This is a genomic window from Desulfuromonas svalbardensis (assembly GCF_055389415.1).
In genome coordinates this window covers 1935596-1960742 of record NZ_AP042416.1, presented here as the reverse complement: position 1 = coordinate 1960742, position 25147 = coordinate 1935596, and the positions used below count along the sequence as shown (strand labels likewise).

At 44.3% G+C, this 25147-nt stretch carries 19 protein-coding genes; 5 read left to right on the top strand and 14 right to left on the bottom strand.

Going from position 1 to position 25147, the window contains the following annotated elements; all coding sequences use genetic code 11:
• Positions 1–153: 153 nt before the first annotated feature.
• The 4 genes from ACZ5KY_RS08915 to ACZ5KY_RS08900 all read right to left on the bottom strand — a co-directional run bounded on the left by ACZ5KY_RS08915 (position 154) and on the right by ACZ5KY_RS08900 (position 6448).
• Positions 154–2475, bottom strand: a complete 2322-nt coding sequence (locus tag ACZ5KY_RS08915) for a putative bifunctional diguanylate cyclase/phosphodiesterase (protein ID WP_464243546.1) — start codon at positions 2473–2475, stop codon at positions 154–156.
• A gap of 502 nt (positions 2476–2977) precedes the next feature.
• On the bottom strand, positions 2978–3418 hold the full coding sequence (locus ACZ5KY_RS08910) for a CBS domain-containing protein (protein WP_464243545.1): 441 nt from the start codon (positions 3416–3418) through the stop codon (positions 2978–2980).
• Positions 3408–4631, bottom strand: coding sequence for a cation:proton antiporter (locus tag ACZ5KY_RS08905; RefSeq protein WP_464243544.1), 1224 nt, complete (start codon positions 4629–4631; stop codon positions 3408–3410). Before ACZ5KY_RS08905 ends, ACZ5KY_RS08910 begins: the two co-directional genes overlap by 11 nt.
• A gap of 338 nt (positions 4632–4969) precedes the next feature.
• Positions 4970–6448, bottom strand: a complete 1479-nt coding sequence (locus tag ACZ5KY_RS08900; protein ID WP_464243543.1) for a protein adenylyltransferase SelO — start codon at positions 6446–6448, stop codon at positions 4970–4972.
• 374 nt (positions 6449–6822) lie between these two features.
• Here ACZ5KY_RS08900 and upp point away from each other — a divergent pair, with 374 nt between their 5' ends.
• Positions 6823–7449 carry a uracil phosphoribosyltransferase gene (gene upp / locus ACZ5KY_RS08895; protein WP_464243542.1) on the top strand — a complete coding sequence of 209 codons (627 nt, stop codon included), beginning with the start codon at positions 6823–6825 and terminating at the stop codon, positions 7447–7449.
• Between the two features lie 188 nt (positions 7450–7637).
• Positions 7638–8894: a uracil-xanthine permease family protein gene (locus ACZ5KY_RS08890; protein ID WP_464243541.1), complete on the top strand. Its 1257-nt coding sequence runs from the start codon at positions 7638–7640 to the stop codon at positions 8892–8894.
• Between the two features lie 11 nt (positions 8895–8905).
• Here ACZ5KY_RS08890 and ACZ5KY_RS08885 read toward each other — a convergent pair whose 3' ends face one another.
• Positions 8906–9481, bottom strand: coding sequence for a pentapeptide repeat-containing protein (locus ACZ5KY_RS08885; protein WP_464243540.1), 576 nt, complete (start codon positions 9479–9481; stop codon positions 8906–8908).
• Positions 9482–10176: 695 nt separating this feature from the next.
• Here ACZ5KY_RS08885 and ACZ5KY_RS08880 point away from each other — a divergent pair.
• Complete coding sequence (locus ACZ5KY_RS08880) at positions 10177–11379, top strand: DUF2846 domain-containing protein (RefSeq protein WP_464243539.1); 1203 nt, start codon at positions 10177–10179, stop codon at positions 11377–11379.
• A gap of 1472 nt (positions 11380–12851) precedes the next feature.
• On the opposite strand, the gene ACZ5KY_RS08875 is transcribed toward ACZ5KY_RS08880, so the two are convergent.
• From ACZ5KY_RS08875 to ACZ5KY_RS08850, 6 genes are all read right to left on the bottom strand, one after another.
• Complete coding sequence (locus ACZ5KY_RS08875; RefSeq protein ID WP_464243538.1) at positions 12852–13181, bottom strand: hypothetical protein; 330 nt, start codon at positions 13179–13181, stop codon at positions 12852–12854.
• A 743-nt stretch (positions 13182–13924) separates the two neighbouring features.
• On the bottom strand, positions 13925–14662 hold the full coding sequence (locus ACZ5KY_RS08870) for a TorF family putative porin (RefSeq protein WP_464243537.1): 738 nt from the start codon (positions 14660–14662) through the stop codon (positions 13925–13927).
• A gap of 125 nt (positions 14663–14787) precedes the next feature.
• A complete protein-coding gene (locus ACZ5KY_RS08865; RefSeq protein ID WP_464243536.1) occupies positions 14788–16098 on the bottom strand; it encodes an ammonium transporter in 1311 nt (436 codons plus the stop codon).
• Positions 16099–16154: 56 nt separating this feature from the next.
• On the bottom strand, positions 16155–16493 hold the full coding sequence (locus ACZ5KY_RS08860; RefSeq protein ID WP_464243535.1) for a P-II family nitrogen regulator: 339 nt from the start codon (positions 16491–16493) through the stop codon (positions 16155–16157).
• Between the two features lie 387 nt (positions 16494–16880).
• On the bottom strand, positions 16881–18464 hold the full coding sequence (locus ACZ5KY_RS08855; RefSeq protein WP_464243534.1) for an ATP-binding protein: 1584 nt from the start codon (positions 18462–18464) through the stop codon (positions 16881–16883).
• 86 nt (positions 18465–18550) lie between these two features.
• Positions 18551–19114 carry an ANTAR domain-containing response regulator gene (locus tag ACZ5KY_RS08850; protein WP_464243533.1) on the bottom strand — a complete coding sequence of 188 codons (564 nt, stop codon included), beginning with the start codon at positions 19112–19114 and terminating at the stop codon, positions 18551–18553.
• 231 nt (positions 19115–19345) lie between these two features.
• Between ACZ5KY_RS08850 and ACZ5KY_RS08845 the strand changes: the two genes are divergently transcribed.
• Both ACZ5KY_RS08845 and ACZ5KY_RS08840 read left to right on the top strand, forming a co-directional pair.
• On the top strand, positions 19346–20167 hold the full coding sequence (locus ACZ5KY_RS08845; protein ID WP_464243532.1) for a potassium channel family protein: 822 nt from the start codon (positions 19346–19348) through the stop codon (positions 20165–20167).
• 44 nt (positions 20168–20211) lie between these two features.
• A complete protein-coding gene (locus ACZ5KY_RS08840; RefSeq protein ID WP_464243531.1) occupies positions 20212–20961 on the top strand; it encodes a cytochrome c biogenesis CcdA family protein in 750 nt (249 codons plus the stop codon).
• A 90-nt stretch (positions 20962–21051) separates the two neighbouring features.
• Here ACZ5KY_RS08840 and ACZ5KY_RS08835 read toward each other — a convergent pair whose 3' ends face one another.
• The 3 genes from ACZ5KY_RS08835 to ACZ5KY_RS08825 are packed head-to-tail and all read right to left on the bottom strand — an operon-like array spanning position 21052 to position 25054.
• Positions 21052–22248, bottom strand: a complete 1197-nt coding sequence (locus ACZ5KY_RS08835; protein ID WP_464243530.1) for an FprA family A-type flavoprotein — start codon at positions 22246–22248, stop codon at positions 21052–21054.
• Entirely contained in the window at positions 22245–23309 is a 1065-nt protein-coding gene (locus ACZ5KY_RS08830; RefSeq protein WP_464243529.1) for a hypothetical protein, read from the bottom strand. The genes ACZ5KY_RS08835 and ACZ5KY_RS08830 overlap by 4 nt, the downstream gene beginning before the upstream one ends.
• On the bottom strand, positions 23306–25054 hold the full coding sequence (locus ACZ5KY_RS08825) for a cytochrome ubiquinol oxidase subunit I (protein WP_464243528.1): 1749 nt from the start codon (positions 25052–25054) through the stop codon (positions 23306–23308). Before ACZ5KY_RS08825 ends, ACZ5KY_RS08830 begins: the two co-directional genes overlap by 4 nt.
• Between the last annotated feature and the right edge of the window lie 93 nt (positions 25055–25147).

Below are 25147 nucleotides of genomic sequence, written 5' to 3'. Positions count from 1 at the left end.
TAGAGTAACACCCATCAAGGCTTGTTGTGGCAGGCGAGACTTGGTAAACCTCCTTTCTTCCTAGATATAAAATAAACAAAGCCGATTCGGATGCCTCCCCGAATCGGCTTTGTTGCGTTTTATAAAAGATTCCCAACTGTTGTCGCAATCTAGCTAGATACCCGTCGACAACGTTTCACTGCTCACAACAGCTGGGGCATATGTTTTCCCATCAAGCAAGACCTTTGCAAGATCTGCTGATGAAAGTGGTTTACTAAACAGAAAACCTTGAATCGCATCACAATGACAATCAACAAGACACTGATACTGCTCCCATGACTCAACCCCCTCAGCAATCGCACTAATACCAAGACTGTGCGCAATACCAATGACACTATTGGCAACAGATGCTGCGGTTTTATCCAAGGCAACATCAATAATGAAAGAACGATCAATTTTAAGACAATCAATGGGAAAACGGCGTAAATAATTCAAACTCGAATAGCCCGTACCAAAATCATCAAGACTCAATGAAAAGCCAAGTTCTTTTAACTGAACCAACGTTTGAACAACCTTATCAGGATCTTGCATCACCATGCTTTCCGTCAACTCTAAATCAATCCAGTGAGGTTCTACTTTCTCTTCAGCTACAATTAACTGGATTTTTTCGACAAAATCTGGCTGCTGAAACTGTCGTGCCGAAAGATTGACCCCGATCTTTATTGGTGGTACCCCCTCCGCCTGCCACGCTTTAAACTGACGACATGCCTCACGCAAAACCCAAGACCCTAATGGAATAATCAGACCCGTCTCTTCGGCAAGTGGAATAAAACTCCCTGGTGAGATCATCCCTTTGTTTGGATGCTGCCAGCGCACTAACGCTTCACAACCTTCAATCCTGCCAGTCTCAATCTTAACTTTAGGTTGATAGTGAAGGACAAACTCATCCTTTGCTAACGCTTGGCGCAGATCTGCCTCCAGTTCGAGGGTTTGATGAGCCTTAGAATCCATCTCCGTCGAACAGAGCACAAAGCCATCCCCGCCTTGTTTTTTTGACTGATACATCGCTGCATCAGCATGGCGAATAAGATCTTCACTACTCTGGCCATCTCGTGGATACACACTCGCCCCGACACTTGTAGTGATCCGAAGTTCTCGATCACCTAATTTGAACGGTTTATCAAACGTATTTAAAATCTTCTGCGCCATCATCAACACATCAGCGATCTCGGTCATATCGGCTAAAACAATGGCGAACTCATCACCGCCGAGCCGAGATAAGGTGTCACCAGGAAGGATACAGGATGTCAAACGATCAGAAACCTCCAACAAGACATCATCCCCCTGACTATGCCCCAAACTATCGTTGATCACCTTAAAACGATCGAGATCAAGAAGAAATACTGCAATCTGTTTCCCAGAGCGTTCGGCATAAAGGATGCTTTGTTGAATACGATCATCGAGCAGCACACGATTAGCTAGGCCAGTAAGTGCATCATGATTTGATTGATGTTCAAGCTGCTGTTGATATTTCTTGCGCAGGCTAATATCACGAACAAAAGCCACATGATGTTCGTGATTGTTGCAAACACATTGGCTGGACGAAACTTCGACAGGAAAAGATGAACCATCTTTGCGTTGATGCCAAGTCTCAAAGACCAACTTCTCGTTATTTTTCATGTTCGACCACCAAATAGCCCAACGCTCGCGAGGGAATGCGGGATCAACCTCCCATAGATACAAATGTTTCAATTCTTCTTCTGAATAGCCGAGTGAATGACACGCCTGATCGTTAACAAAAAGAAATTGGCCCTCTTTGTTGAGCCAAAAAACAGCTTCTGAAGCCTGCTCAATCGAAAACTTAAAAAGTCTAAGACTCTCTTCTACCATCACTTTTTCAGTGATATCCTGAACAAGAACCATCGCCCCAGTCTTATCTCCTTTATCTGAAGTAAGTGGAAACGACGAATAGAGGATTGTTTTGAAACTGCCATCGCCACAAGCTATCTCAATCTTTTCGCCAACAGAGGTTTCACCTTTGTTGAGGGCACGAGCCAAGCCCCACTCTTTGGCAGTGAGGGGGTGGCCACTATCAGCCCAACAGCCATGAACTTTAGTATAATCTTCAACACCAAAATCCTTCAACAGACACTGAGCAGCAGGATTACGATCAACGGTTTTTCCATCCAGACCAACAACCCAAATCCCCATCGGTATGGTTTCAATAACCTTACGATAAAGAACTTCGCCATGCCGAATGCGCTTAATGGCATTACGTAACAAAACAAAGAGCAGCAACGCCGTGAGTAGAACAAAACCACTCCCCTTACATGTTTGAAATTTAGCCTGCGACTGAAGGTCAAGCCCCAGCGCTAACAACAAATTATCAGAGAGATAAATGTATAAGAAAGAGATGACAGCATAGGTGACGGAAATTCCCCACGCTGTTCGGAGAAACGAAAAAATAACAAGACCATTCGAATTACGATGTCGCACTCATTCACCTCACACGCTCAACAACTGTTAAAATAATCCATTAGACTTGAAGCGACATTCTGAGCCAAAAGTAAAAAATTTCACTGCCAACATACACTACATTGACGATCATAAGATCCCTAGAGAAAAGTGCCATGTTCCGTCCTCCAGATCACTTCAAAAGTATACATCCTTCGCACCAGAACACAATCTACGCTGTGCATCTACACATTGCACCCATGTGGATCATCAACCAAATAAATACGGCTCTTACGGTGGTCGATCATCACTCGATTTGTTAGAGTAACAACCATCAAGGCTTGTTGTGGCAGGCGAGACTTGATAAACCTCCTTTCTTCCTAGATATAAATAAACAAAGCCGATTCGGATGCCTCCCCGAATCGGCTTTGTTGCGTTTTATCGATATAATTTCCACCAATCCGAAATTCATGACGGGTCTACCGTTAAACTCTAAGACCGGCGAGTCGCAGTAGGTACCTATTAAGCCCGACAACCCTCTAAATTATAATCCATCATACTTAAGAAGATCGATTACGGTTATATCAGCCAAAATACGACCTTCGCTGTCAACCACCGCAATCTCTTTTGCTCCGGTCTTGGCCATACGTTTGAGAATAACATCAACACTTTCCTCGGCCGAAGCTGTTATATTTCCATTACTCATGAGATCTGAGGCTTTTTTTACGGTTATTCTTCGTAATATATCTCGTGGATGTATCTTATCTTCATAATGATAAGGATATAGATGCCTCATCAGTGAACCAAGTGTAATGACACCAAGGAGTTTTTTTCGTTCATCAACAACATAGACGAGCCGTGAATGTGGGAAGTTGACAGCGACCTGAACAACTTCGTTGATATCACTACTTTCATTGACACAAGGCAGTTTCCGCTCCTTGATGTGTTGCATCACCTCTTGTATTTTCATCCGTTTACCTTTCACGACTGCTCTCTCCTGCCTGTGTAATTGCCCATTTTACCAGTGGCGGTGAAATCAACTCATTTAGGATAATCGATACCAACATTGAACTCAGTAATATGTCAAAAATCTCTGTTGGCAATATAGGCTTAGCAAGAAATATAAGTCCCAAGGACAACCCAGCCTGCGGTAAAAGTGCGATACCAAGGTTATTGTATATCAGGGGCGAAGCTTTAGAAATCTTGCCGCCAATAAAGGTGCCACCAAGCTTACCGATGAATCGACCGACCAGCAGGATGATGCCTAAGAGAGCCGATGTAGCAAATACTTTAGTATCAAAATGGGCTGCGGCAAGAGTAAAGAACAAACAAAAAATTGTTTCCTCAACAATGTCCACTTGATGGAATAAATCATCCGCATGTTTGACTTTATTGATAATAACAAATCCCATAACCATATTTGCCAGAAGTGGGGAAAAGCTGAAATGATTCGATAACCCACTAACCAGTAAGATTGCACCAAAAGTGAGCATGAGATTGGTCTCAGGACGCTGGGATGGTTTAACAAAATGCTTAAAAATATGTCCCCCGACAAAACCAACCGATATCGCACCGGCAATAGTTATAATACCTTGCACAATGAGCGAACTGTCTGCAGAGGCAAACAACAATTGACTGGCAATGGTGATCGAACCGGAAAATATAATAATACTCAATGCATCATCTAATGCGACAACACCAAGTAAGGTTGTTGTTAGAGGACCTTTGGCCCGTAGTTCATGGATGACCGCCATTGTTGCAGCGGGAGCAGTAGCAACTGAAATGGCTCCGAGGATAAGAAGGACAGAAAGAAATGTGTTGCCATCATTGGTGAGTAAAGGGGGTAGAAACGGTGCTAACAAATAAACAGCCAAACAGGTACAGATAAAGGCGCCAAGCCCCTGAGTTAGATTGATCCATAAAATTTCTCTTTTCAGTCCCCAAATCCGAGAGATCAGAAGACTTCCTCCTATGGAATAGGCGATGAAAGCCAGTGCAATTTCTGATGTGAAAATAAAAAGGTTATCAATTTGTTGATAAGAGATGATACCGCTGATTGAGGGAGAGAAGACTAAACCGGTTGCGATATATCCGCTTATCCGAGGCAAATGAAGAAAATTGGCGACTCTACCGCCGAAATATCCAGCAACTAAAATAAGACCAAGAATGAACAGAGGTTGAAAGGTAGGAAGTGACATATTGAATTCTCATAAATTTCACCCTCACGATTTATAAGGGTAAAATTCTTCTGTGGGTTAACTCACTTAACGAAAATCATGTCATATTCTCAAACAAAACCGTAGTGATAAGAGGTAGCTATGAGCTGCAGAGGTCACAGGCAGGCAATTAGAGGTTATCATAGGAATGTTGTAATTCAAGGATTGTTCTGGCAGCCGAGACTTGATAAACCTCCTTTGTTCATAGTTATAAATAAACAAAGCCGATTCGGAGGCCTCCCCGAATCGGCTTTGTTGCGTTTTATGCTGTAAATTTCAATCATTTGAAACCCTGTGGTGCGTTAAGATCAAAGCTAACATCAGGTTCCGCAAAACGTGTGATAGCCCCTATCTCCATCACTCGGTGGGTCTTGAAACTCAGATGTTTGTGCCAACTCGGCATAAGGAGAGCGAAGAACCTGAAGAAATTTATCGGCTAATGCTGTCTTGCCACTGCGTTCACACTCTTTAATCACCTCTTCAATATGATGATTCCTGGGGATCACGACAGGGTTATGTTGACGCATCAATTTTTGAACATCTTGACCAACTTCATTTTGCTCGCTTAATCGAGTTTGCCAACGATCAAAACACTCGCCAAGTTCCTGTTTCATTTGTGCTGCCGCATCGTTAGACAGTAAAGATTTTGTAAGCAGATCAAACGTAACCGTATAATCCAAATGTTTATCCTTGAGCCGGTTCAAAACAGCAACAATAAGATTCTTATCCTCCTGCTTATAAGAGATCAGGCCAAGCTTCTTAGCCATCATCTCCATATACGTGTTTTCATAGCGCTTAGGCAACTCGGCAAGGATAGGTGCGAGCTGAGCTTGTGCTTTAATACTATCGCTATTGATGAGCGGCAACAGGCACTCAACAAATCGAGCCATATTCCAGTGTAAAATTTTAGGCTGATTACCAAAGGCATAGCGGCCCAGTGAATCAATTGAACTATAAACGGTTTGTGGATCATAGGTCCCCATCATCGCACACGGGCCATAGTCAATTGTTTCCCCAGACAGGGCGGTATTATCGGTATTCATAACACCGTGAATAAAACCGACCCGCATCCATTCAACAACTAATTGAATCTGCCTGTCGATCACCCTATCAATAAACGCAAGATATTGATCCGGCCCCCCATGCTGCCCCCCATGCTGCCCCTCGTGCTGCAACTCGGGATAATGACGCTCTATGGTGTAATGGCACAGAGCCTTGACAGCGTCATAATCACCACGAGCAGCAAAATATTCAAATGTACCGACCCGTATATGACTTGAAGCAACTCGCGTCACCACCGCCCCCGGTAATGGCGTGTCACGATAAACGTTTTCACCCGTGGTAACAACGGCCAAACAACGTGTTGTCGGCACACCTAACGCGTGCATCGCCTCGCTCATAATGAACTCACGCACCGCTGGACCAATAGCGCAGCGGCCATCTCCTCCTCGGGAAAATGTGGTGCGGCCAGAACCTTTAAGCTGAACATCCCATCTTTGACCGCAGCGATCTAACACTTCGCCAAGAAGATGCGCTCGTCCGTCGCCGAGTTGCGGGACAAAATGGCCAAATTGATGTCCAGCATACGCTGCGGCAATAGGTTCTGATCCGGGGAGGAGGTGATTTCCTGAAAACGTTTGTGCCAAAGCAACGGGGTCATTGGTCAATACAGTTGGAATCATGAGTTGTTCAGCGAGGCTAGAATTCCAGAGCAGGAGATGAGGGTTCTCAACGGCAGTGGGTTCTGTTCTTTGGTAGAAACGCTCGTCTAACTGTGTATAGGAATTTGAGAATTTCATTTTGATAACCTTTCACAGGTATTTGTTTTTATGGTTAATTTAGTAACGATTAGAAGGTTACCACATTATACAATCTGGAGGCTTTAAAGCTATGATCAAGTTCGCGGGTTTCGTCCCGCAGACGACGTACTTTTTTGGCGGAATAGCTTTACCGCGGCGAAGCACTCCAGTGGTCGATGACCACTTAGTACAACAAAATCAGGACACACTTTGCTTACTTTTAGATAATAAAAAAAGGATAGCAACATGACCATTGATGCATGAAAGAACTTTATCTTGATCCCACAGAGTGGGGCAGCTAAAGTGTCGCGTTAACAACAATTTTAAGTCGATCCATTGTGAGATGGAATCATCGTCATAACCAAGGAGCCATCATGCCAGTCCATGAAGTAAAACATCCCCTAATTCAACACAAACTAGGCCGTCTACGCGTTGCTGATGTGAGTACGAAAAACTTTCGCGAACTGTCCTCTGAGGTGGCCCGCCTCTTAACATACGAAGCGACCAAAGACCTCGAAACATGTCATCAAACCATCGATGGCTGGAACGGTCCGGTAGAAGTTGAGCAGATTAAGGGGAAAAAGATCACTGTAGTACCGATTTTGCGTGCCGGCCTGGGGATGATGAATGGCGTTCTCGATCTCATCCCGAGTGCGCGGGTGAGTGTTGTCGGTTTATATCGTGATGAAGAGACTTTAGAACCGGTCACTTACTACCAGAAGATGGCGAGCAACATGTCGGAACGGATGGCACTGATTGTCGATCCAATGCTAGCCACCGGTGGTAGTTTGATTGCCGCCATTGACATGTTAAAAGAATCGGGTTGCACACAGATTAAGGGCTTGTTTCTGGTCGCAGCTCCAGAAGGCTTGAAGGCTCTCGAAGAAAAGCACCCCGAAGTTGATATCTACGTGGCGGCCATTGATGAAAAACTCAACGAAAATGGCTATATCATTCCAGGCCTCGGTGATGCCGGGGATAAAATTTTTGGTACAAAATAGATCCTCACATGCTCACCTAAAGATGGTCTCGTAAAAACAATTAGATGGCTAAGAAAAAACTTCGTACCCCAAGGCGCAGTAGTTGTTCAAGGGGGAAGGCATACATGTTGTATGTCGAAGTCTTGAACAAACGCAGCAACGCAGGTCGGCGGACTTTTTGAGACGCCATCACCTAAAGGATGATCGCGATGTCTAAAGAAAATAGTGGGCCGGAATATGCCTTTCGTCTGCGTGATGCCGTCATCGGTGGTCAAATGCTATTTGTCGCCTTTGGCGCATTGGTTATGGTGCCGCTACTTACCGGCCTGAACTCTAATGTTGCACTGTTTACCGCCGGAGTTGGTACGCTGCTATTTCAACTGGTGACGAAGCGACAGGTACCGGTATTCCTCGCCTCATCCTTCGCGTTTATCGGCCCTATCAGCTACGGCACGGCAACCTGGGGCGTTGCAACCACCATGGGAAGCTTAGCAGTGGCCGGATTGGCCTACGTGGCCCTCAGCGCCCTGATAAAAATACGCGGCATTGCCTTTATCGAACGCTTATTACCACCGATAGTTACTGGGCCGGTGATCATGGTGATCGGTCTGACTCTGGCGCCACTAGCGGTAGGCATGGCCTATGGTCGCGATGGCAATGGCATTGCGGTCATTCCGCAAAACACCGCACTAATCGTCTCAGGAATTGCCCTGCTGGTGACAGTCTTTGTCACCCTGCGCGGTAAAGGGCTGTTGCGGTTATTGCCCATCTTGTGTGGGGTCACCTGTAGTTACCTCGCTGCTCTGTACTTTGACTTGGTCAATTTTCAAGTAGTAATCGATGCACCATGGTTTGCCATCCCTCAGTTTACTGCACCACAGTTTCAACTCAGCGCTATTCTGTATATGTTACCCGTGATGATTGCCCCAGCGATTGAGCACTTTGGCGATATTCTTGCCATCGGCTCGGTAACTGGACAAGATTACCTCGAAAAGCCGGGTGTCCATCGCACCATTCTCGGTGACGGTATAGCGACTTCAATAGCGGCACTACTTGGTGGCCCACCGAATACTACCTATTCTGAGGTGACTGGAGCTGTGGCTCTCACCCGTATCACCAACCCCGGCATTATGACGTGGGCAGCGTTGGTGGCAATCTGTCTGGCCTTTGTCGGTAAAATCGGCGCTGTACTGCAAACCGTTCCAGTACCTGTTATGGGCGGTATCATGGTGTTGCTGTTCGGCAGTATCGCCGTGGTTGGTTTAAACACTCTGGTCCGATCCGGTGATGATCTGCTCAAGCCACGTAATATGGTTATTGTCTCTTTAGTGCTGATATCGGGTCTCGGTGGCATGGAGTTGGATATAGGGCTAGTTGCACTGAGTGGCGTCAGTTTGGCTGGCGTACTGGGTGTTGTGCTGAATGTTGTTTTACCGCGAGCGGTGAATGTTGAAGATCGGGTTTAATCAACGATTGATTAATCCAAAACGATATCAAGCCCAGAAAGTAATGAAATAACTTCAGGAGTAGAAAATCTGGTTTTTTTTAGAAGATTATATGCAGGGTTAATGTCGTAATTAATTGCGTTTCGAAGATCTGCTCGCGTTAAGTTTGTTTTTGAAAAACGACTATTGAGAAAATCTGTTGTCGTGAGATCTCCCTTGGTCAAATTTGCCTCAGTGAAGTCAACCTCTCTTGAACTGCAATTTTTTATTATTATTTGTGAAATGTTTAAATTGAAAAAAGATGATGAGTCAATGGTACAAGAGTGAAAATTAACACTAAGTGGTATTGCCGCCTCCGACCAATTAATACCAATTGCCTTGCTATTTTTAAAGTCAACATCAACAAAAGAACAATACTTAGGGATGATTAGGCTAAGATTGCATTCTGTAAATACACAATCTTCAAATCGGCATTTTCTAAATGTTGTTCTCGAAAAATTACATTCAATAAAGCGACAACAATAAAATTCGGTATCAATGATTTCTGCGTCATTCAATTGTATATTTTTAAATTCTAGCCCCTCATTGTAGCTGTTGAAATACTCCATCCGATACCTTGCTCCTCCTGAAATAACGTAATCTTTACTTTTGTTGAAATGATCGCTTTTCGTTGAATGTACAATTCCGAATCGTAGGTCGGGCATTGTCCGGCAACTGTTAGCGTGGTGTTTCTCACTAGTGATTATTTAACACAAAACTCCCCCATTTGCAGCACCCGAACGCAATGAACGACAGTAAGCGATTGAAGAAAGGGGCCCCGAAAAATAAGACAATTGCGCCCCCCGCTTTACTTCAACCAATGATTGTTATTACCAGCCATACAATGCAGATCAGATTCCGCACACTCAAATTCACAACAACCACACTCCACACTGCGTATCTGCACATCATAACCATGTGGATCATCAATCAAACAAATACGGCTCTTACGGTGGTTGAACAAAAATCACTTTGCTAAAGTAACACCCATCAAGGCTTGTTGTGGTAGGCGAGACTTGATAAACCTCCTTACTTCCTAGATATAAAATAAACAAAGCCGATTCGGATGCCTCCCCGAATCGGCTTTGTTGCGTTTTATCGATATATTAGTCACTAGCAGACTGGCCCCCTTTTTTTCTAAATACAATGAGTCTCCTCATTTTGGCATTGGCAACACGTTGACTAAATCCTTCGCGCACCGTAGAGTTAGCGTCGTTGTGAAAATATTTATTTGTAGATGAAGCCCTCTTAGCTAGGAGTTCCAATGTTCGCAAAGATTAAACTGTTTATTCTTGTAGTTGTCCTGCTGTCCGTTACCTTGATTTCTGGCTGCCTGACAACTGGCCGTGGACCACAATTTACCCGATCTGTGGCACCAGACACTGACAAAGCGGTTATTTATGTTTACCGGACCCGCGGGGTGATGACGGCAGGGACGAATCCTGGTGTAAAACTAAATGATACCTCAGTGGTAAAAATGTTGTTTGAACTCAGCTATTTCCCAATCTCCGTTAAACCTGGAACTTACACCTTTACCCCGAAACAGTTTGGCATTTTTAAAACCACACCAGCGACAGTCAATGCCAAGTCCGGACAAGTTTACTTTGTGCGGCTGAAAGTGATGGTCGGCCATCTTAGATTTGAACAGGTCAATCCTGATGAGGCGCGAGCCGATATGGCAACCTGTTACCGTATCGCTCCCAATTTAAAAGTCGATTCACGTGTGCTGGTCGGTACAACAACAGCCGTAGAAAATCCACCAACCACCAAGTTGGCAATGTCTACTCCGCAAGAAGAACAGACGCAGGCAACTCAAATGCAGGCAAAACAGACGCCCCCACCACTGGTGAAGGTTGCCCAGCTCAAGGTTAAATCATCACCAACTACAGCTCGAATCCGCATCCTGAATATTAAACCAAAATTTAAGCAGGGCATTGAACTTAAGGCGGGCCGCTACCATGTTGAGGTAACAGCTCCCGGCCATATCAAGTATCTGGAGTGGATCTCCCTGAAGGCGGGAGAAACGCGGACATTACGGATGACTCTGAAGAAAGAGAAGCCAGCACCAGCGGTTGCTCGAACCGCTGCACCAGTCGCCGTTGCAAAGCCGAGTAAAAAGGTTGTAACACCACTTAAAGCTCCGGCAAATGCCAGCGCCGAAGAGAAGCGCTATGCAGCAATGTTTGCTTCGGCCTCATCGGTCGATATCCGTAATGCAGCAAAGAACTTATATCATCACTATCGTGATAGTGCCTATATGGCTAGCGCTGCTGAGCAGTGCCTGTTGCAGAACTATAATAACAAAGCGGCGGATAACATTCATAGCGATGCCATGGCCTGGTTGTGTAAGGCATTGGCTAGCACTGGCGATCAACGCTTCGCCGCGACCTTAGGCACCGTTGCCGAGACGGCAAGTAGTCGTAAAATTCGTCGCTATGCCGAGAAAAGCCTCAGTCAATTACGTTAGGTCGTCAAGGGTCAGAGAGATTAGCTTTGCTGTTGGCAGATCATGATGTGGTTCTATTTTTTGACAGGAGAAGAGTGTTGATCAGGTCCACACTGTGCAATTGCACATGATAACCATGTGGATCATCAATCAAACAAATACGGCTCTTACGGTGGTCGATCAAAACTCGCTTTGTTAAAGTAACAACCATCAAGGCTTGTTGTGGCAGGCGAGACTTGATAAACCTCCTTTCTTCCTAGATATAAAATAAACAAAGCCGATTCGGATACCTCCCCGAATCGGCTTTGTTGCGTTTTATGGATATTTACTTTTCATTTTCAAAAACTAGGTCAAGTTCGCGGTTTCGCCCCGCAGCAGTACCTAGATCACTCTTTAAAACCTCAAAGCAAAGATCAAGTTCGCGAGGTCTCGCCCTCCCCCTGCGACACTCTTTCTTTGCAAGGCCCCAAAGAAAGGGTGCAAAGAAATGGCCTTAAAATCTTGCCCTACGGGATGACCCTAACCTAACCGACAATGAGTCTGTTTCCCACTTGCGCTAGCTTGGCGGTTCGTCGGCCTCTCGACCTCCAAATCGGTGTAACTTCGTTGATCTGGCATAGAGGGATTTGGTTCAGGGTGGCTCTCAACTTTTGAAGTGGAACATGAATTGTTACATGTGAGGAAATAGCTGTAGCGCGGCGTAGCACTCATGTGGTCGGTGACCACTTAGCAGTGGATGAACAATCCGTAGGTCGGGCATTGTCCGACGTTTTTTTAATGTTATCTAGCACCAACCTCCCCCACTTGGCGCAGCCGAACGCAATGAGCGTCAGCAGAGCCGCTTGTGCCAAAACTGTTTGAGCGTAGCGAGTTTTTTGGCACGCTCTGCTGTAAGCGATTGGAGTGAGGGAACCCGAAGGGCAAGGCAACTGCGGGGCATGTTTTGCATACTTTTGGATGCGATTGATTCAACTGGTCATTGCAACACGCCAAGTAAACACCATCGGGCGCAACCCCGCTTAGTTGAGCAAATGTTCGTTATTATCCACATCTCCGAATTGATCACATCACACAGGCTCTAATTGACACTCCACACTGCGCTTCTACACATCACCATTACGTGGATCATCAATCAAACAAATACGGCTATAACCGTGGTCGAACGACAACCGTTTCGGTAGAGTAACAACCATCAAGGCTTGTTGTGGCAGGCGAGACTTGATAAATCTCCTTTCTTCCTAGATACAAATAAATAAAGCCGATTCGGATGCCTCCCCGAATCGGCTTTGTTGTGTTTAATAGGTTTATTAATCAGTAGAGGGTTTGCAGCCTTCGCTGGTTATCCCTTAAACATATTGCACTTCAAGACCTAACCATTTTTTTAATAACGTTTTTTGATAACCGGCGGCAGACTGACTTTCGCACACCACCAAATTATTCGGATTAAGTAGCAGACGTATCTTCCGTCCGGTTGATTTTATGGTTGGGCATTATTATTTTATGTCGGTGGGGTTGATTAAAATATTTCCGCCAGCATCTAAATTTTCAACATTTTCTGCGTGTATTAGATCCATATCGCCAATCCCTACATTGTTTGTTAGGGTTATGTTTTTTCCCCCGATGATTTTGATTGCTGTAGGTCGTTGTTTTTCTAATTCTACCTGAATAGTTGAAGGTTGCGTGCCAACTTCTTTATTGTATTGCTTACCAATTAGCCACCAACTACCACCGAAAAAAGTTGCACCAACAATAGAAGCGACAATCAATGAGAAAATTGGAAATGGAGCCCCTATCTCACCATATAAAGTTTTCAATAAATCCATTTTTATATCGTCCTTTTTTTGCCCAACAGCGTGTTAGCCAGAATATATCCAACATTATTCTACCTAATACCATATCAATAGATTCTTTCTATTAACCTGAAACTTAAACAATAAACACAGGCTAATAAACTCAGCCACACACTACCGACACAGAACTAATATTGTCAAGGGAATCAATTAAAACAAAAAAGGAATGATGGTTCTGGATAGGGTATAAACTCAACACGAATCAAAAGCAAAAAATCCTTCCCGTTACCACTTTCAGCACCAACAAGAAGCCCTCTAAATTTACCCCAGAAATGCGTTGTTATTACTCGAATCATCAATGTAGTTGCGTAACAAACCCATCAGCTTGGCAGAATTTTTTCCACACTAAATCCCTTTACAACTCACATAGCGATCACTCTTTTTATCAATCTTCACCATGACAACCCCCCCTAAAAACAAGAATTCCCTAGCCGAAAACCTTAATATTATCCATGAACTAATTACATCGACGAAAAACCACAAGACGCAACTAACAACAGGTAATAACATCAAAATAGCTCCCATTATCCAGACCGTTAGACCAACTTTCGTGAAGTCGTTTCGAGATTAATTTTCCAATTAAATTAACCACCAACTAGCCTAAAAGACCTTTAAATTCATTCCCCCCTAAATATAAAAGGCCGCCAACCAAACTGGTTGACGGCCCTATTTCCACAAACGCCTACTGCCGAGCAGCAGGAATCTATCAAACCATTTTAGAAGCTGAAAGCAACAGACATCGCTGTCGCCATTTCAGAATCGATGGCATCACGGGCTTCATCACTTAGACCTTCAGAGAAGATAAATGAAGCACCAATACTAATCGCCTCAGTCACTGTGAAATCGAGACCTGCACTCAACTCATAGTCATGGAATTCATCGTAGTCACCAACGGCGTAATCACTTGATTGATTGTAACTTGCTAGAGCGCCAAGGCTTAGACTTAATGCTTCAGTCAACGCGATATCGTGACCAACAGCTAGGGTGTAAAAGAGACCTGTTTCATCAGCCGCATCCCAATCGTAGTAGACGGTAAATGCAGGACTAAGAATCGTATTTAGAGAGAGGGCAAGATAAAGCTCATTGGTATCATCTAGATCCCCGTCGAGTTGATAGAAGATATTACCAACACTGATGGCAACGAGGTCACTTAGGTCAGTGCTGTAATCGATTATGATATCTGTCTCAGTTGACTCACCAGATTGTAAGCCTTCGCCTACATCGGTACCAAGTTGCAGATTATTCCAGTAGCTGAAAGTGAAGTTCCCCGCCGAGATATCCATACCACCTTGAGCAACGGCTTCGCTGCCGCTCAGATCAAAACCACGCCATAAGTACTTATCGCTTACGCCAGCATACACATCACCTGAAACCTCAACTGCTGCTGAAGCTGTTGAACAGAGTCCAACGAGAAGTAGACTAAAACCAATAAGAATAGCATTACATTTTTTCATATTTACTCTCCATTTTTCTTAGTTAATGATTTCATAAATAGTTAGCAAGAAATCTGTGGCAGTTAAGATATTTTTTAAGTTCCCCTTCCCTACCCCATGTCAGGGAAGGGGAACTTAATTGACGACTACTTGGTGTTGACGTGTTGGAAGTCTGGGTAGGCTTCCATACCGATCTCAGCGATATCAAGGCCACGGAACTCATCTTCTTCGTCACAACGGATACCGATGGTGAATTTCAGAGTTAACCAAACAATAGAACTGGTGATGATGACAAAGGCACCGATTGAAACAACACCGATCAACTGAGTAACAAAGCTGGTTCCCTCGGCACAGAATGGGACCGCCAAGGTGCCCCAAATACCGCAGACTAAGTGAACAGACAATGCGCCGACGACATCATCAATTTTAAGCTTGTCAAAGAATGGGATAGCGTAGACAACCAATACACCACCGACAGCACCGATAAGAATTGCCGCCCCCGGTGAAGGAGCAGCAGGGCTTGCTGTGATACTTACCAAACCTGCCAACGCGCCGTTAAGAGCCATGGTAACGTCAGTCTTTTTGTACATCAATTGTACGGCGATCATTGAGGCGATCATGCCGCCACAGGCTGCAAGGTTGGTATTGATATAAACGTTTCCTTGCTCGATTGCTGATGATGCAACACCTAATGCTAAGGCACTACCACCGTTGAAACCGAACCACCCCATCCACAGAATAAAACTACCGAGCGTTGCCATGGGGATGTTTGAACCGGGGATTGGGTTAACACGACCATCGCGACCATACTTACCTTTACGGGCACCAAGAATAATAGCGCCTGTGAGTGCCGCCCAGCCACCAACAGAGTGAACCAGCGTTGAACCTGCATAGTCAGAGAAACCCATCTCAGCTAACCAACCGCCACCCCAAACCCATGAACCTTGAATTGGGTAGATCAAACCGGTAAGGGCCACGCAGAACAGTAGGAACGACCACAGTTTGATCCGCTCAGCAACACAACCTGAAACAACGGAACAGGCTGCACCACAAAATACCATCTGGAAAAACCAGTCAGAGCCTGAAGAGTAGCCGGCTGAATAATCGCCTGCTAGGGCAGCCACATCATCAGGAGCCCACACGGCAAAGCTACCCATGAAGCCACCATCGACATTCATGTACATGAGGTTGTAACCGACCACATAAAACAAAATGCCAGCGATACCGAAAAGTGAAATATTCTTTAAGCAAATCGTTGCAACGTTCTTTGAGCGAACTAAACCTGCTTCGAGCATGGCAAAACCTGCTGCCATCCACATGACCAAAACACCACTGATCAGAAAGGAAAAAGTGTTGAGGATATAAGTCAGTTCTGAAACGGCTTCTTCTTCAGCAAAGGCCAAGGCCGGTAGCGCGAGCAGTACGACTGCTAATGCGATAAATTTCAATTTCTTCATTGTTTGATCTCCTATCTTCAAATTAATCTCAATTGGTCTAGATAAAGTCGTTCAGATTACAGTGAATCGTCAGCTGTTTCGCCAGTTCGAATCCGTACAGATTCTTCCACAGCCATAACAAAGATTTTGCCATCGCCAATGCGGCCCGTGCAGGCTGCTTTTCGAATACCACTGACGAGATCAGCAACCTGATCATCTGCGACAACGAGTTCAATTTTAACTTTAGGGATAAAATCGATCTGGTATTCAGCACCGCGATAGAGTTCGCTGTGCCCTTTTTGGCGACCGAATCCTCGTACTTCACTGACTGTCATGCCTGCGATACCGAGATCGGTAATCACATTTTTAACGTCATCGAGCTTGAACGGCTTAATGATGCATTCAATTTTTTTCATATCCTGGTTCTCCTGTTGCAGATTAAAAACAAAAAGGCGCCCTGACCTCATTACTGAGGGTCAGAGCGCCTTTGCTCTAGCCTAATCTCGTCTACAACGCCATTGTTGCGACAGGATAAATTGTACTTAAATTTTTATGATACCCTTTGCACTAAGGTTTCAATCCAGTGCAAGGTGAACTCTTTTTATCATCTCTCTTTATTATTGGTTACGTCTGTAGATATTGCATACGATGTGCCAAGATCTTATTATTTTACGAGAACGCATTATATAAGGCTTCAGCGCACTTTCTGAAAATGAGAAGATAGGTTCTCAAGCCAAAACTGCTTAAATCTAATACACAGACCGATAAGTACTGACTAGTTAATAAGCAGTACGGAGTCAACACTATCGTGAATGGTATGGTAGTTGAATGATAAAGCGGCTGCCAACGCCTTGAGTTGAATCAAAGGTTATGGACCCTTGATGATCTTGAATAATTTTTCGGCACAGATAAAGACCAAGCCCCGTTCCTTCACCTTCAGGTTTTGTAGTGTAAAAAGGCTCAAATATTTTTTCTTTAATCGATTCCTCAACACCACTGCCGGTATCAGAGATAATGATCTCAACACTGTAATCCTCACAGATGGTTTCCAGTGTCAACGTACCTGCTGATGACATGGCTTGCACAGCGTTCATAATAAGATTGATCACCACCTGTTTTAATTGATTTCCATCAGCTAAGATATCTGCGCCATCGGCGTATTTTTTAACCACCTTATGTTCATTACGTTCGATTTGATAACCGATCAATGTAAGAACTTGATCAAGAATTTCGTTGACGTTGACAGTGGTTTTATCCATACCACCACTGCGGGAAAAACCAAGAAGCCCACCCGTAAGCGCCTGCAACCGCTCCACTTCACTATCTACCCGTTGTAGCAATTCAATATGAAAATCGGGTTGATCCTCTTCGCGTAAGAGCAGTTGGGTGGCATAAGCAATAACTGCGAGAGGATTATTGATCTCATGGGCGATACCACTACTTAAACGGCCTATTTCAGCTAACTTTTCTGCCTGAACCATTTGATCGAGCAGACCTTTAAATTCAGTAATATCCTCAACAACAATCACCACACCTGTCGTTGTACTGCCATCTTTCAAGGGACTTAAACGCCTTTTTTGAACCCGCCGCTCCCCTTTAAGGTTGTAATGAATCAATTGAACCTTTTCGGCCTGACCTGTTTTCAAAACAAGATTGAGACGATCATCAAAGCCCTCTTCAGCCAAAACCGGAAAAAGCGTTAACAGAGGCCGACCGAGTACCTGATCCTCTGTCATACGACTTACTTTTTCCATACGGTTATTCCACGACGTGATGCACAAGTTGGCATCTAAGGTATAAATACCAAGGTTTGTGCTCTGCAAAATACGATCATTGAATTGATGTAACTCACGATAACGTTGCTTCAATTGGGTCGTACGAGTATAGAGCCGAGCGTTTTCAATGGCGATGGCCGCTTGCGTGGCAACGGTAAGTAATGCCTCGGCATCATGTTGCCCAAAGGCGTTAAATCGAGGACTTTCTACGTTAAACACGCCAATAACATGATCGCGTGCAATCAACGGCACGCATAAGGCACTGTTGGCACCAGCAATCCCTTCGATATAATCTAGATGTTCACGAATATTGTTGATCAATAACGGCTTTCCGCTGGCGGCAACAGTTCCCATCACCCCTTGTCCAACATGTATTTTCTGCTGCTGTGCCGAGGGGGGATAACCATAGGATGCGGCAAGTTCCAACTCTGAGCCATCTTCAGTCAATAAACGGATAATCGCATTATCAAAATGAAAAACATCTTCAGCAATTTGTAAAATTTTATTTAAAAGTTTCGGCTGTGAGGTCATGGATATCAGTTCATTACCAATTGCATGATAAGCTCGTAACAGACGTTTTTGCTGTGTTTCATCGTTTATGATATCAACCACCTATCTGTACCTCCACCTCATACTGACCACCAATAACCATCACTTCAAGAAATTACATTAATTCACTTCAAGCACTGATATAATGATTACTCAGCCATCATCAAAATAGCCTCAGCGACCTCTTTGAGTGTTTTTCGCTTACTCATGGCCAACTTCTGTATTTTGCGGTACGCATCAGGTTCATTTAACCCTGTGCCCATCAGTACCCCTTTAGCTTTATCGACCAATTTACGTGTTTCAAGGGTATCTTCAAGCTTTTGCACTTGATCACGCAACGTTGTTGCAGCCATAAATTGATGCATGGCCAATTCTACGGCAGGAAACAACTGCTCATCACGAAAAGGTTTCAATAAATAGTTCATTACCCCCGCTTCACGGGCTTGATTTACAGTCTCTGAATCAGCATTACCGGTGAGCAATACAATCGGCGCAGGAGCCTCAATGCCTATTTTTTTTGCAGCGGTGATGCCATTCATGACAGGCATTGTTACGTCCATAACAATCAACACAGGCTTATGAGCCACGGCAAGTAGCACAGCTTGTTGGCCATTCTCGGCTTCAAGTATTTGATCAAAACCATAGTTCTGTAATAGTTCTAACACTTTACAACGGATTAATGGTTCATCATCAACAACAAGTGCAACCTTCATTTGTAACTCCTCAAGTGAATTTCATTGATTCGTGCTACATAAATTGACATGCACATCATTGTGCAACCAGTTGTTAGAGTAACGGATTGCATAACTAATGCCGAATTAGTTAAAAGAGTGCTTTGCATGCGATAATTGAATTATGACTCTGCTCTGTTTCAATCGTTTTTTTTATGGTATTTAACCATCGTACTTGTCTCTATCAATACCTATACTCTGGGAATAACTTCGATGAAAAACACAACACCCCAGCAACTGCGTAACGCCTTAATAACCCTGATCGCCGTGATCGTACTTAGCACAGTCTATTTTATGGTTGCTGAAGATCTCAGTTATGGTGAAGCGATCTATTTCAGTATCGTCACCATGTCCAGCGTAGGGTACGGCGACATACTGCCGCAAACACTGGCTGGCCGAGTAGGAGCCGTTTTCTTTATTGTATTTGGTGCCATCACCTTCTTGGTTGTTGTGGCGCAAGCGACAGAGATGATGCTCAATCGCCGAGAAGATGAGCACAAACGGAGGAAACTTCACATCCTGGTTGGCCTGTTTTTTGATGAAACAGGCAATCAATTGCTACAGCACTTAGTCAACCATCTACCTAGTGACTCGTATGAAAAAAAACGGTTTGAGTTTAATTCACAATGGGAAACTCAAAACTTTATTGCTTTAAAAGAGTATACTAAAGAACTTTCACTTGTCTTGGCAGATGCAGATGTGGTGATGGCCAAGATGGCTCAACAACTACCCCACAATAAACCGTTATTGGTACGGCTGCTTGAGAACCCAGCAGTATTGGAACATGGCGAATTTTCAGAAATGTTATTGGCCGTATTTCACTTTGAGCAGGAGCTCAGCTATCGCAATGACTTTCATCTTTTACCACAATCAGATCTAAACCACTTGTCTGGCGATGCTGACCGTGTTTATTGTTTATTACTAACACAATGGCTTGACTATCTTCAGCATTTGCGACAGGATTATCCTTATCTATATTCGTTGCAAGTACGTGTTAATCCGTTTAAAGTTGATAGAACCATCATCGTCGATTAAAGACCAAGATACTAACATCACTCTGAGCCTATAAAAAGGAGCCTATGTTTAACGAAGCGGCTAACATCACTTACTGGATCGCCTTTAGTGCAGGACTATTGTCCTTTTTTTCGCCTTGCGTTCTCCCCCTCATCCCGTCATTTATTACCTACATAACGGGTATTTCTTTCGGAGATTTAAAACAAGATCATCAAAGTTCAAAAGTGCGACTACAGGTTGCAAGTCATAGCTTCGCTTTTGTTTTAGGCTTTAGTTCTGTGTTTATTGCTCTGGGGGCGATTGCAGGGCTGGCTTCATTTTCTGTGCAAACAGCGATGGAGGAAGGTCTTGTTTGGTTACAACGCGGCGGCGGTGTGATGGTGTTTCTGTTTGGTATTCATATGACAGGATTATTTCACTTTGGTGTCCTGTTAGGAGATAAACGGGTCACCATTCGCAACAAACCCAGCGGATACCTAGGTAGCTACTTAGTTGGTCTTGCTTTTGCTGCCGGATGGACACCCTGTATCGGTCCTATCCTAGGAGCAATCCTTGCTCTTGCTGCGGGGACATCGAGTGACACCATGCACGGCATTGCCCTATTGAGTGTATATTCAGCAGGTTTGGGTATTCCATTCATGCTCTCGGGTTTGCTATTCCACAGTTTTCTTGGTTTTTTCAATCGCTTCAAAAAACATATCCGAATTATGGAGATCCTAACAGGAGTCATGATGATTATTGTCGGTACTCTGTTGTTCTTTAACCTTTTCGCCGATCTATCCTACTACTTGTATATGATCCTCCCCCTCGGCTAACAGCGACCCTGTAACCGATTCTGAATAGATAAAGGCCAGTTCTCATAGAGAACTGGCCTTTATATTATCTACTGACCAACGGTACTCTGTTTAGTTTGACAAAGAATCGACCAAAGAGTCCGCCAAACTAAGGCATTTTTTAATATCTTCTGGCGTTGGTGAAAATTGCCAGCGCACGCCCTCTCCTGCAAGTTTATAGCGTTGGCCAACAAGGCGTTGCTCAATGAGATTAACCGCCTCACCGCTCCAGCCAAAGGCTCCATAAACGATTGCAACCTTATTCTTAGGTGTCACCGCTGACAGCAGGCGTAATGCCTGCCACACAGGAGGCCCGGCATCACGATTAATCGTCGCCGCTGCGACAACCAGCGCATCACATTGCTCAAGCTCACGCATAAACTGTTCTTCATCGAGAGTTATTGCCGCCAAACGAACCACACAACAGTCACGTTGTTCGAGGTACTGGGTCACCCGATCGCCCATTGCCCTTACGGTGCCATGAGGCGAATGCTCAAGCATCAGAATACGCTTACCGTTGGTCGCCTCAACCTCTTGCGACCAACTTTGGTAATTATCGACTAGTCCTGCAATCCCTTGGCGATAGATTGGTCCATGTGAAGGACAAACCATCTGAATAGATGTGTCTGAAAGTTTCACCAGTGCACTGCGAACGTTGGATTTAAATGGACGGATAATGGTATCGAAATAAATCTTGAAATCGACACTAATGTCAGCAGGAAGCTCATCACAAAAAATACGATTATCTTTGGGACAATGGTGCGCACCAAAAGCATCACAGGAGAAGAGTATTTCATCTTCAACGAGATAGGTGAACATGGTATCGGGCCAATGCAAAAAAGGGACAACCATAAACTGCAAGGTACGACCACCGAGATCAAGCTCCTCACCGTCTTTAATGGAGCGCGAGTTGATCGGCTTATTGATCTGCTCTTGCAAAAACTTTTCACCTGAACGTGATGCAAGCACCTGAATTTTAGGGTTCAACTCCAGCATCCGTTCAATACTGCCTGAATGGTCATGTTCGGTATGGTTTGACACAATAAAGTCAATGTCGGCAACGGAACAAACCTCTTCGATTCTCTCGATAAATTCATCAAAGAAATGCTCATCGACGGTATCGATCAACACGGTTTTATTCTCACCCTGAATTAAAAAGGAGTTATAAGTTGTCCCACTTTCCGTCGGGTATAACTCATCAAACACCTCTAAATCTTTATCATAAGCGCCGACCCAATGTACCCCTTCAGCTACTTTAATTGCTTTCATGATGCACTCTCATCGGTGTTCAAGGTTACTTTAACCATCCATGCAATTAACGCTAAGCCAATGACTAAGGTCACAACAAATAAAATCAATGGCGAGTAGTCTACGTTCGATTCAACAGTCTGTGTGACATACGTTTTTGCTAAATAAGCTTCACGAACAAATGCACGCATGAAAGTCATCAAATAAACCAGAACAACCGTTAATCCAGCACTAGCAACAAGTTTTTTCTTCCATGAGGTAATAAGAACCATAATTACCACCACGAGAGCGACAATAAAGACCGCTGAGGCTAATGGACTGCGGCCCATAAAGATCTTCATAATGTCGACTGGCAATGACAACAAAAACCAGATTCCTGCAACAAGTTGAGCACAGGTTGCCACAAAGAATAAACGCATACCCGCGTTCAGTCCGAGTGATGCAACGTCGACATCATTTTTGACCCATAAGCGACTTAAACACGCAACGGCGAGTCCACCTACGGCTGCAGCACCGATCATCATATGGAGATAACGAGGATACAAGGTTGCCTCGTTTAGATTCAGGTATGCACCACCTGAGTGAGTAAAGTAGGCTTTCCATGCCTCGGGATCGAGCATAAGGGTCATATTATTGGTGAAAACAAAACCAACACAACCGATCAGCACAATCACTAAGCCTAAGACAGGTAACCCTTTACGCCCCAGTGACCAGAATTTAAAGTCGTAGAGATAAGCGCCGAAGTAGACAACCAGTAATACGGGAATAATCGACAGCCAGAAAACACCAATTATCACCGAGCTAGAATAGATGTAATGACCAAAAATCACTTGAGCGAAAAGCAATGGGGCTACGCCAAGATTAATGGTAAATGCAATGAGTAACGGCAACGCCTTTGCCAATTGATAAGCAAGTCGCTCCGATACTGGATCTTTTCGCCAATGTGACCAAAAAGCGATCAGGGCAGAACCAATCATTGCGTTCATAAAAAGAAGGTGGAGTGGAAATGTCAACAGTAGCAATGCATCGAAATAACCACGGGACATCGGGAGTTGATCGGGAGTTGGAACGAGTGAAATCATTGCGTTCCTCCTTTTACTTTAGTCACAATAAAGGTACTTACAGCCTTTAATTCAGTTTCGGTACCACTAAAATTATCCATGCTTGAATTGAGAGAACTCAAGTTAAGCAACCCTTCCATCACTTGCGATTCGGAAAGTTCTGCCGCCCAATCGTAAACAATATCAAGGTCATGACACATGGTGCAATCATCACTCAACATGGCGCCAGCATCAATGACCGCTTCACCTTCAGGAGCTGAAGTTCCTGTAAGTAACGCAACAAGAGCATTTAATTGTTCAGCGCTGCCGCTGAAGTCTTCCATTGAACTATCAATTTGGCTCAATGTTAACAACCCTTGGCTTACCTCAGCTACGCTCATGCCATCGGCCCAATCAACGACTAAATCGGCGCCATGGCACATGGTGCACTCATCATCGAGAATTTGTTGACCGACATTGCCACCAGTTGTCGCTAAAGCTGTAATTTCCTTGCCATGCAACGTGCCAACAAGGTACGCAGCAAGGGCTCTTTTCTCAATATCTGAACCAATAAAAGGTGGCATAAATGCGCGCTTTTCATGCATCACGCCTAGATATTTCACCATGCCATTGAACGTACTATTAGCGGTACGGATACGGATATCATTGTTCACCCCATCAAGGGTATGACAGGCATAACATTGGAACTTAAACAGTTCGGCACCCGCTTGCTCAAGGTTGGATTCATCAACTTGTGTTACGGTACTCCATTTCGATTGCGCTAAGAAGCCGTTATTTAATTCAGCAACGCGGGCAACGGGGATACCGTTTGAATAGCGTTGTTGGCTAATCACGTAAGGACGCCGACCTGCTTCTCGAATCCACTCAAATGATCCCATCATCGAAATCGCGCACGCTGCGACAACAAAGGCCGTAATCAGGTTATGCAGTTTTGGCTGCCATAATGTACAAATGGTCACCAAAATAATAAAGGCCGCTGTAGCAAATGCGCCGACTTTTATTGAGTTAGCGATCGTTGGCGAAACACTGACAATCTCTTGAGCCATGGGTGGTAATACTTTGAGATACCAATAGCCAGTTGGTATTGCCACAGCAGTGGAGATCAAACACCAAAGCGATGTATAGCGGGTCATTTTATGGCGAAATGCTTCGGAGTCGATAAAAACAGTGGTGAAGAAAGCAAACACGCCAGCGATCAGTGTCGCAATAGCAAAGCGGAACCATAATGATGGCCAGAATGTTGGATTGAAGAAACCCGACCAAAAATTATGGTCGTTGATCCACTCGCCAGGGGTGAGCATAAAGCCGATGATACCATTGATCAAAAACAGGCTTAACCAAGCGGCTGCAAAGTAGATCCAACCCACCTTGATATGGTTGCGTTCATCCATGGTGTTAAATTTATAGTAATAAACAAGTAATGCGATAATTTCGACGAGAAACCAAACCCACTCTGCGGCCCAGCCAAAAACAAATGTGTGGATCAATTCAGAGGTAGCGTCGGGTTGAATGAGGCCAATGGTAAACCAGATACCAACACCAGTCACTCCACCATAAACCATGGAGACCAGCATAAAAAATTTGGAGTGCTTTTTTACAAACTCCAACATTTGGTAATCATTTTCACGTCGAGCTTTGATCTCGGTCACAACGAGATATAACCCGCCGCCTACAGCCATGTGAGAGATAAAAACGTGAGTAATCGCAATGATTGCCATCAACATACCTCCCCCAATTTCAGGGAGAAACCAAACTGGATAATTCATAAGCCATCCTTTTGTAAATAATTAAAGATGCGCAATTAGTAACCAATTTAGTAATAAAATGCAAGACCTTATCGCTTAAAAGAATTATTGCTA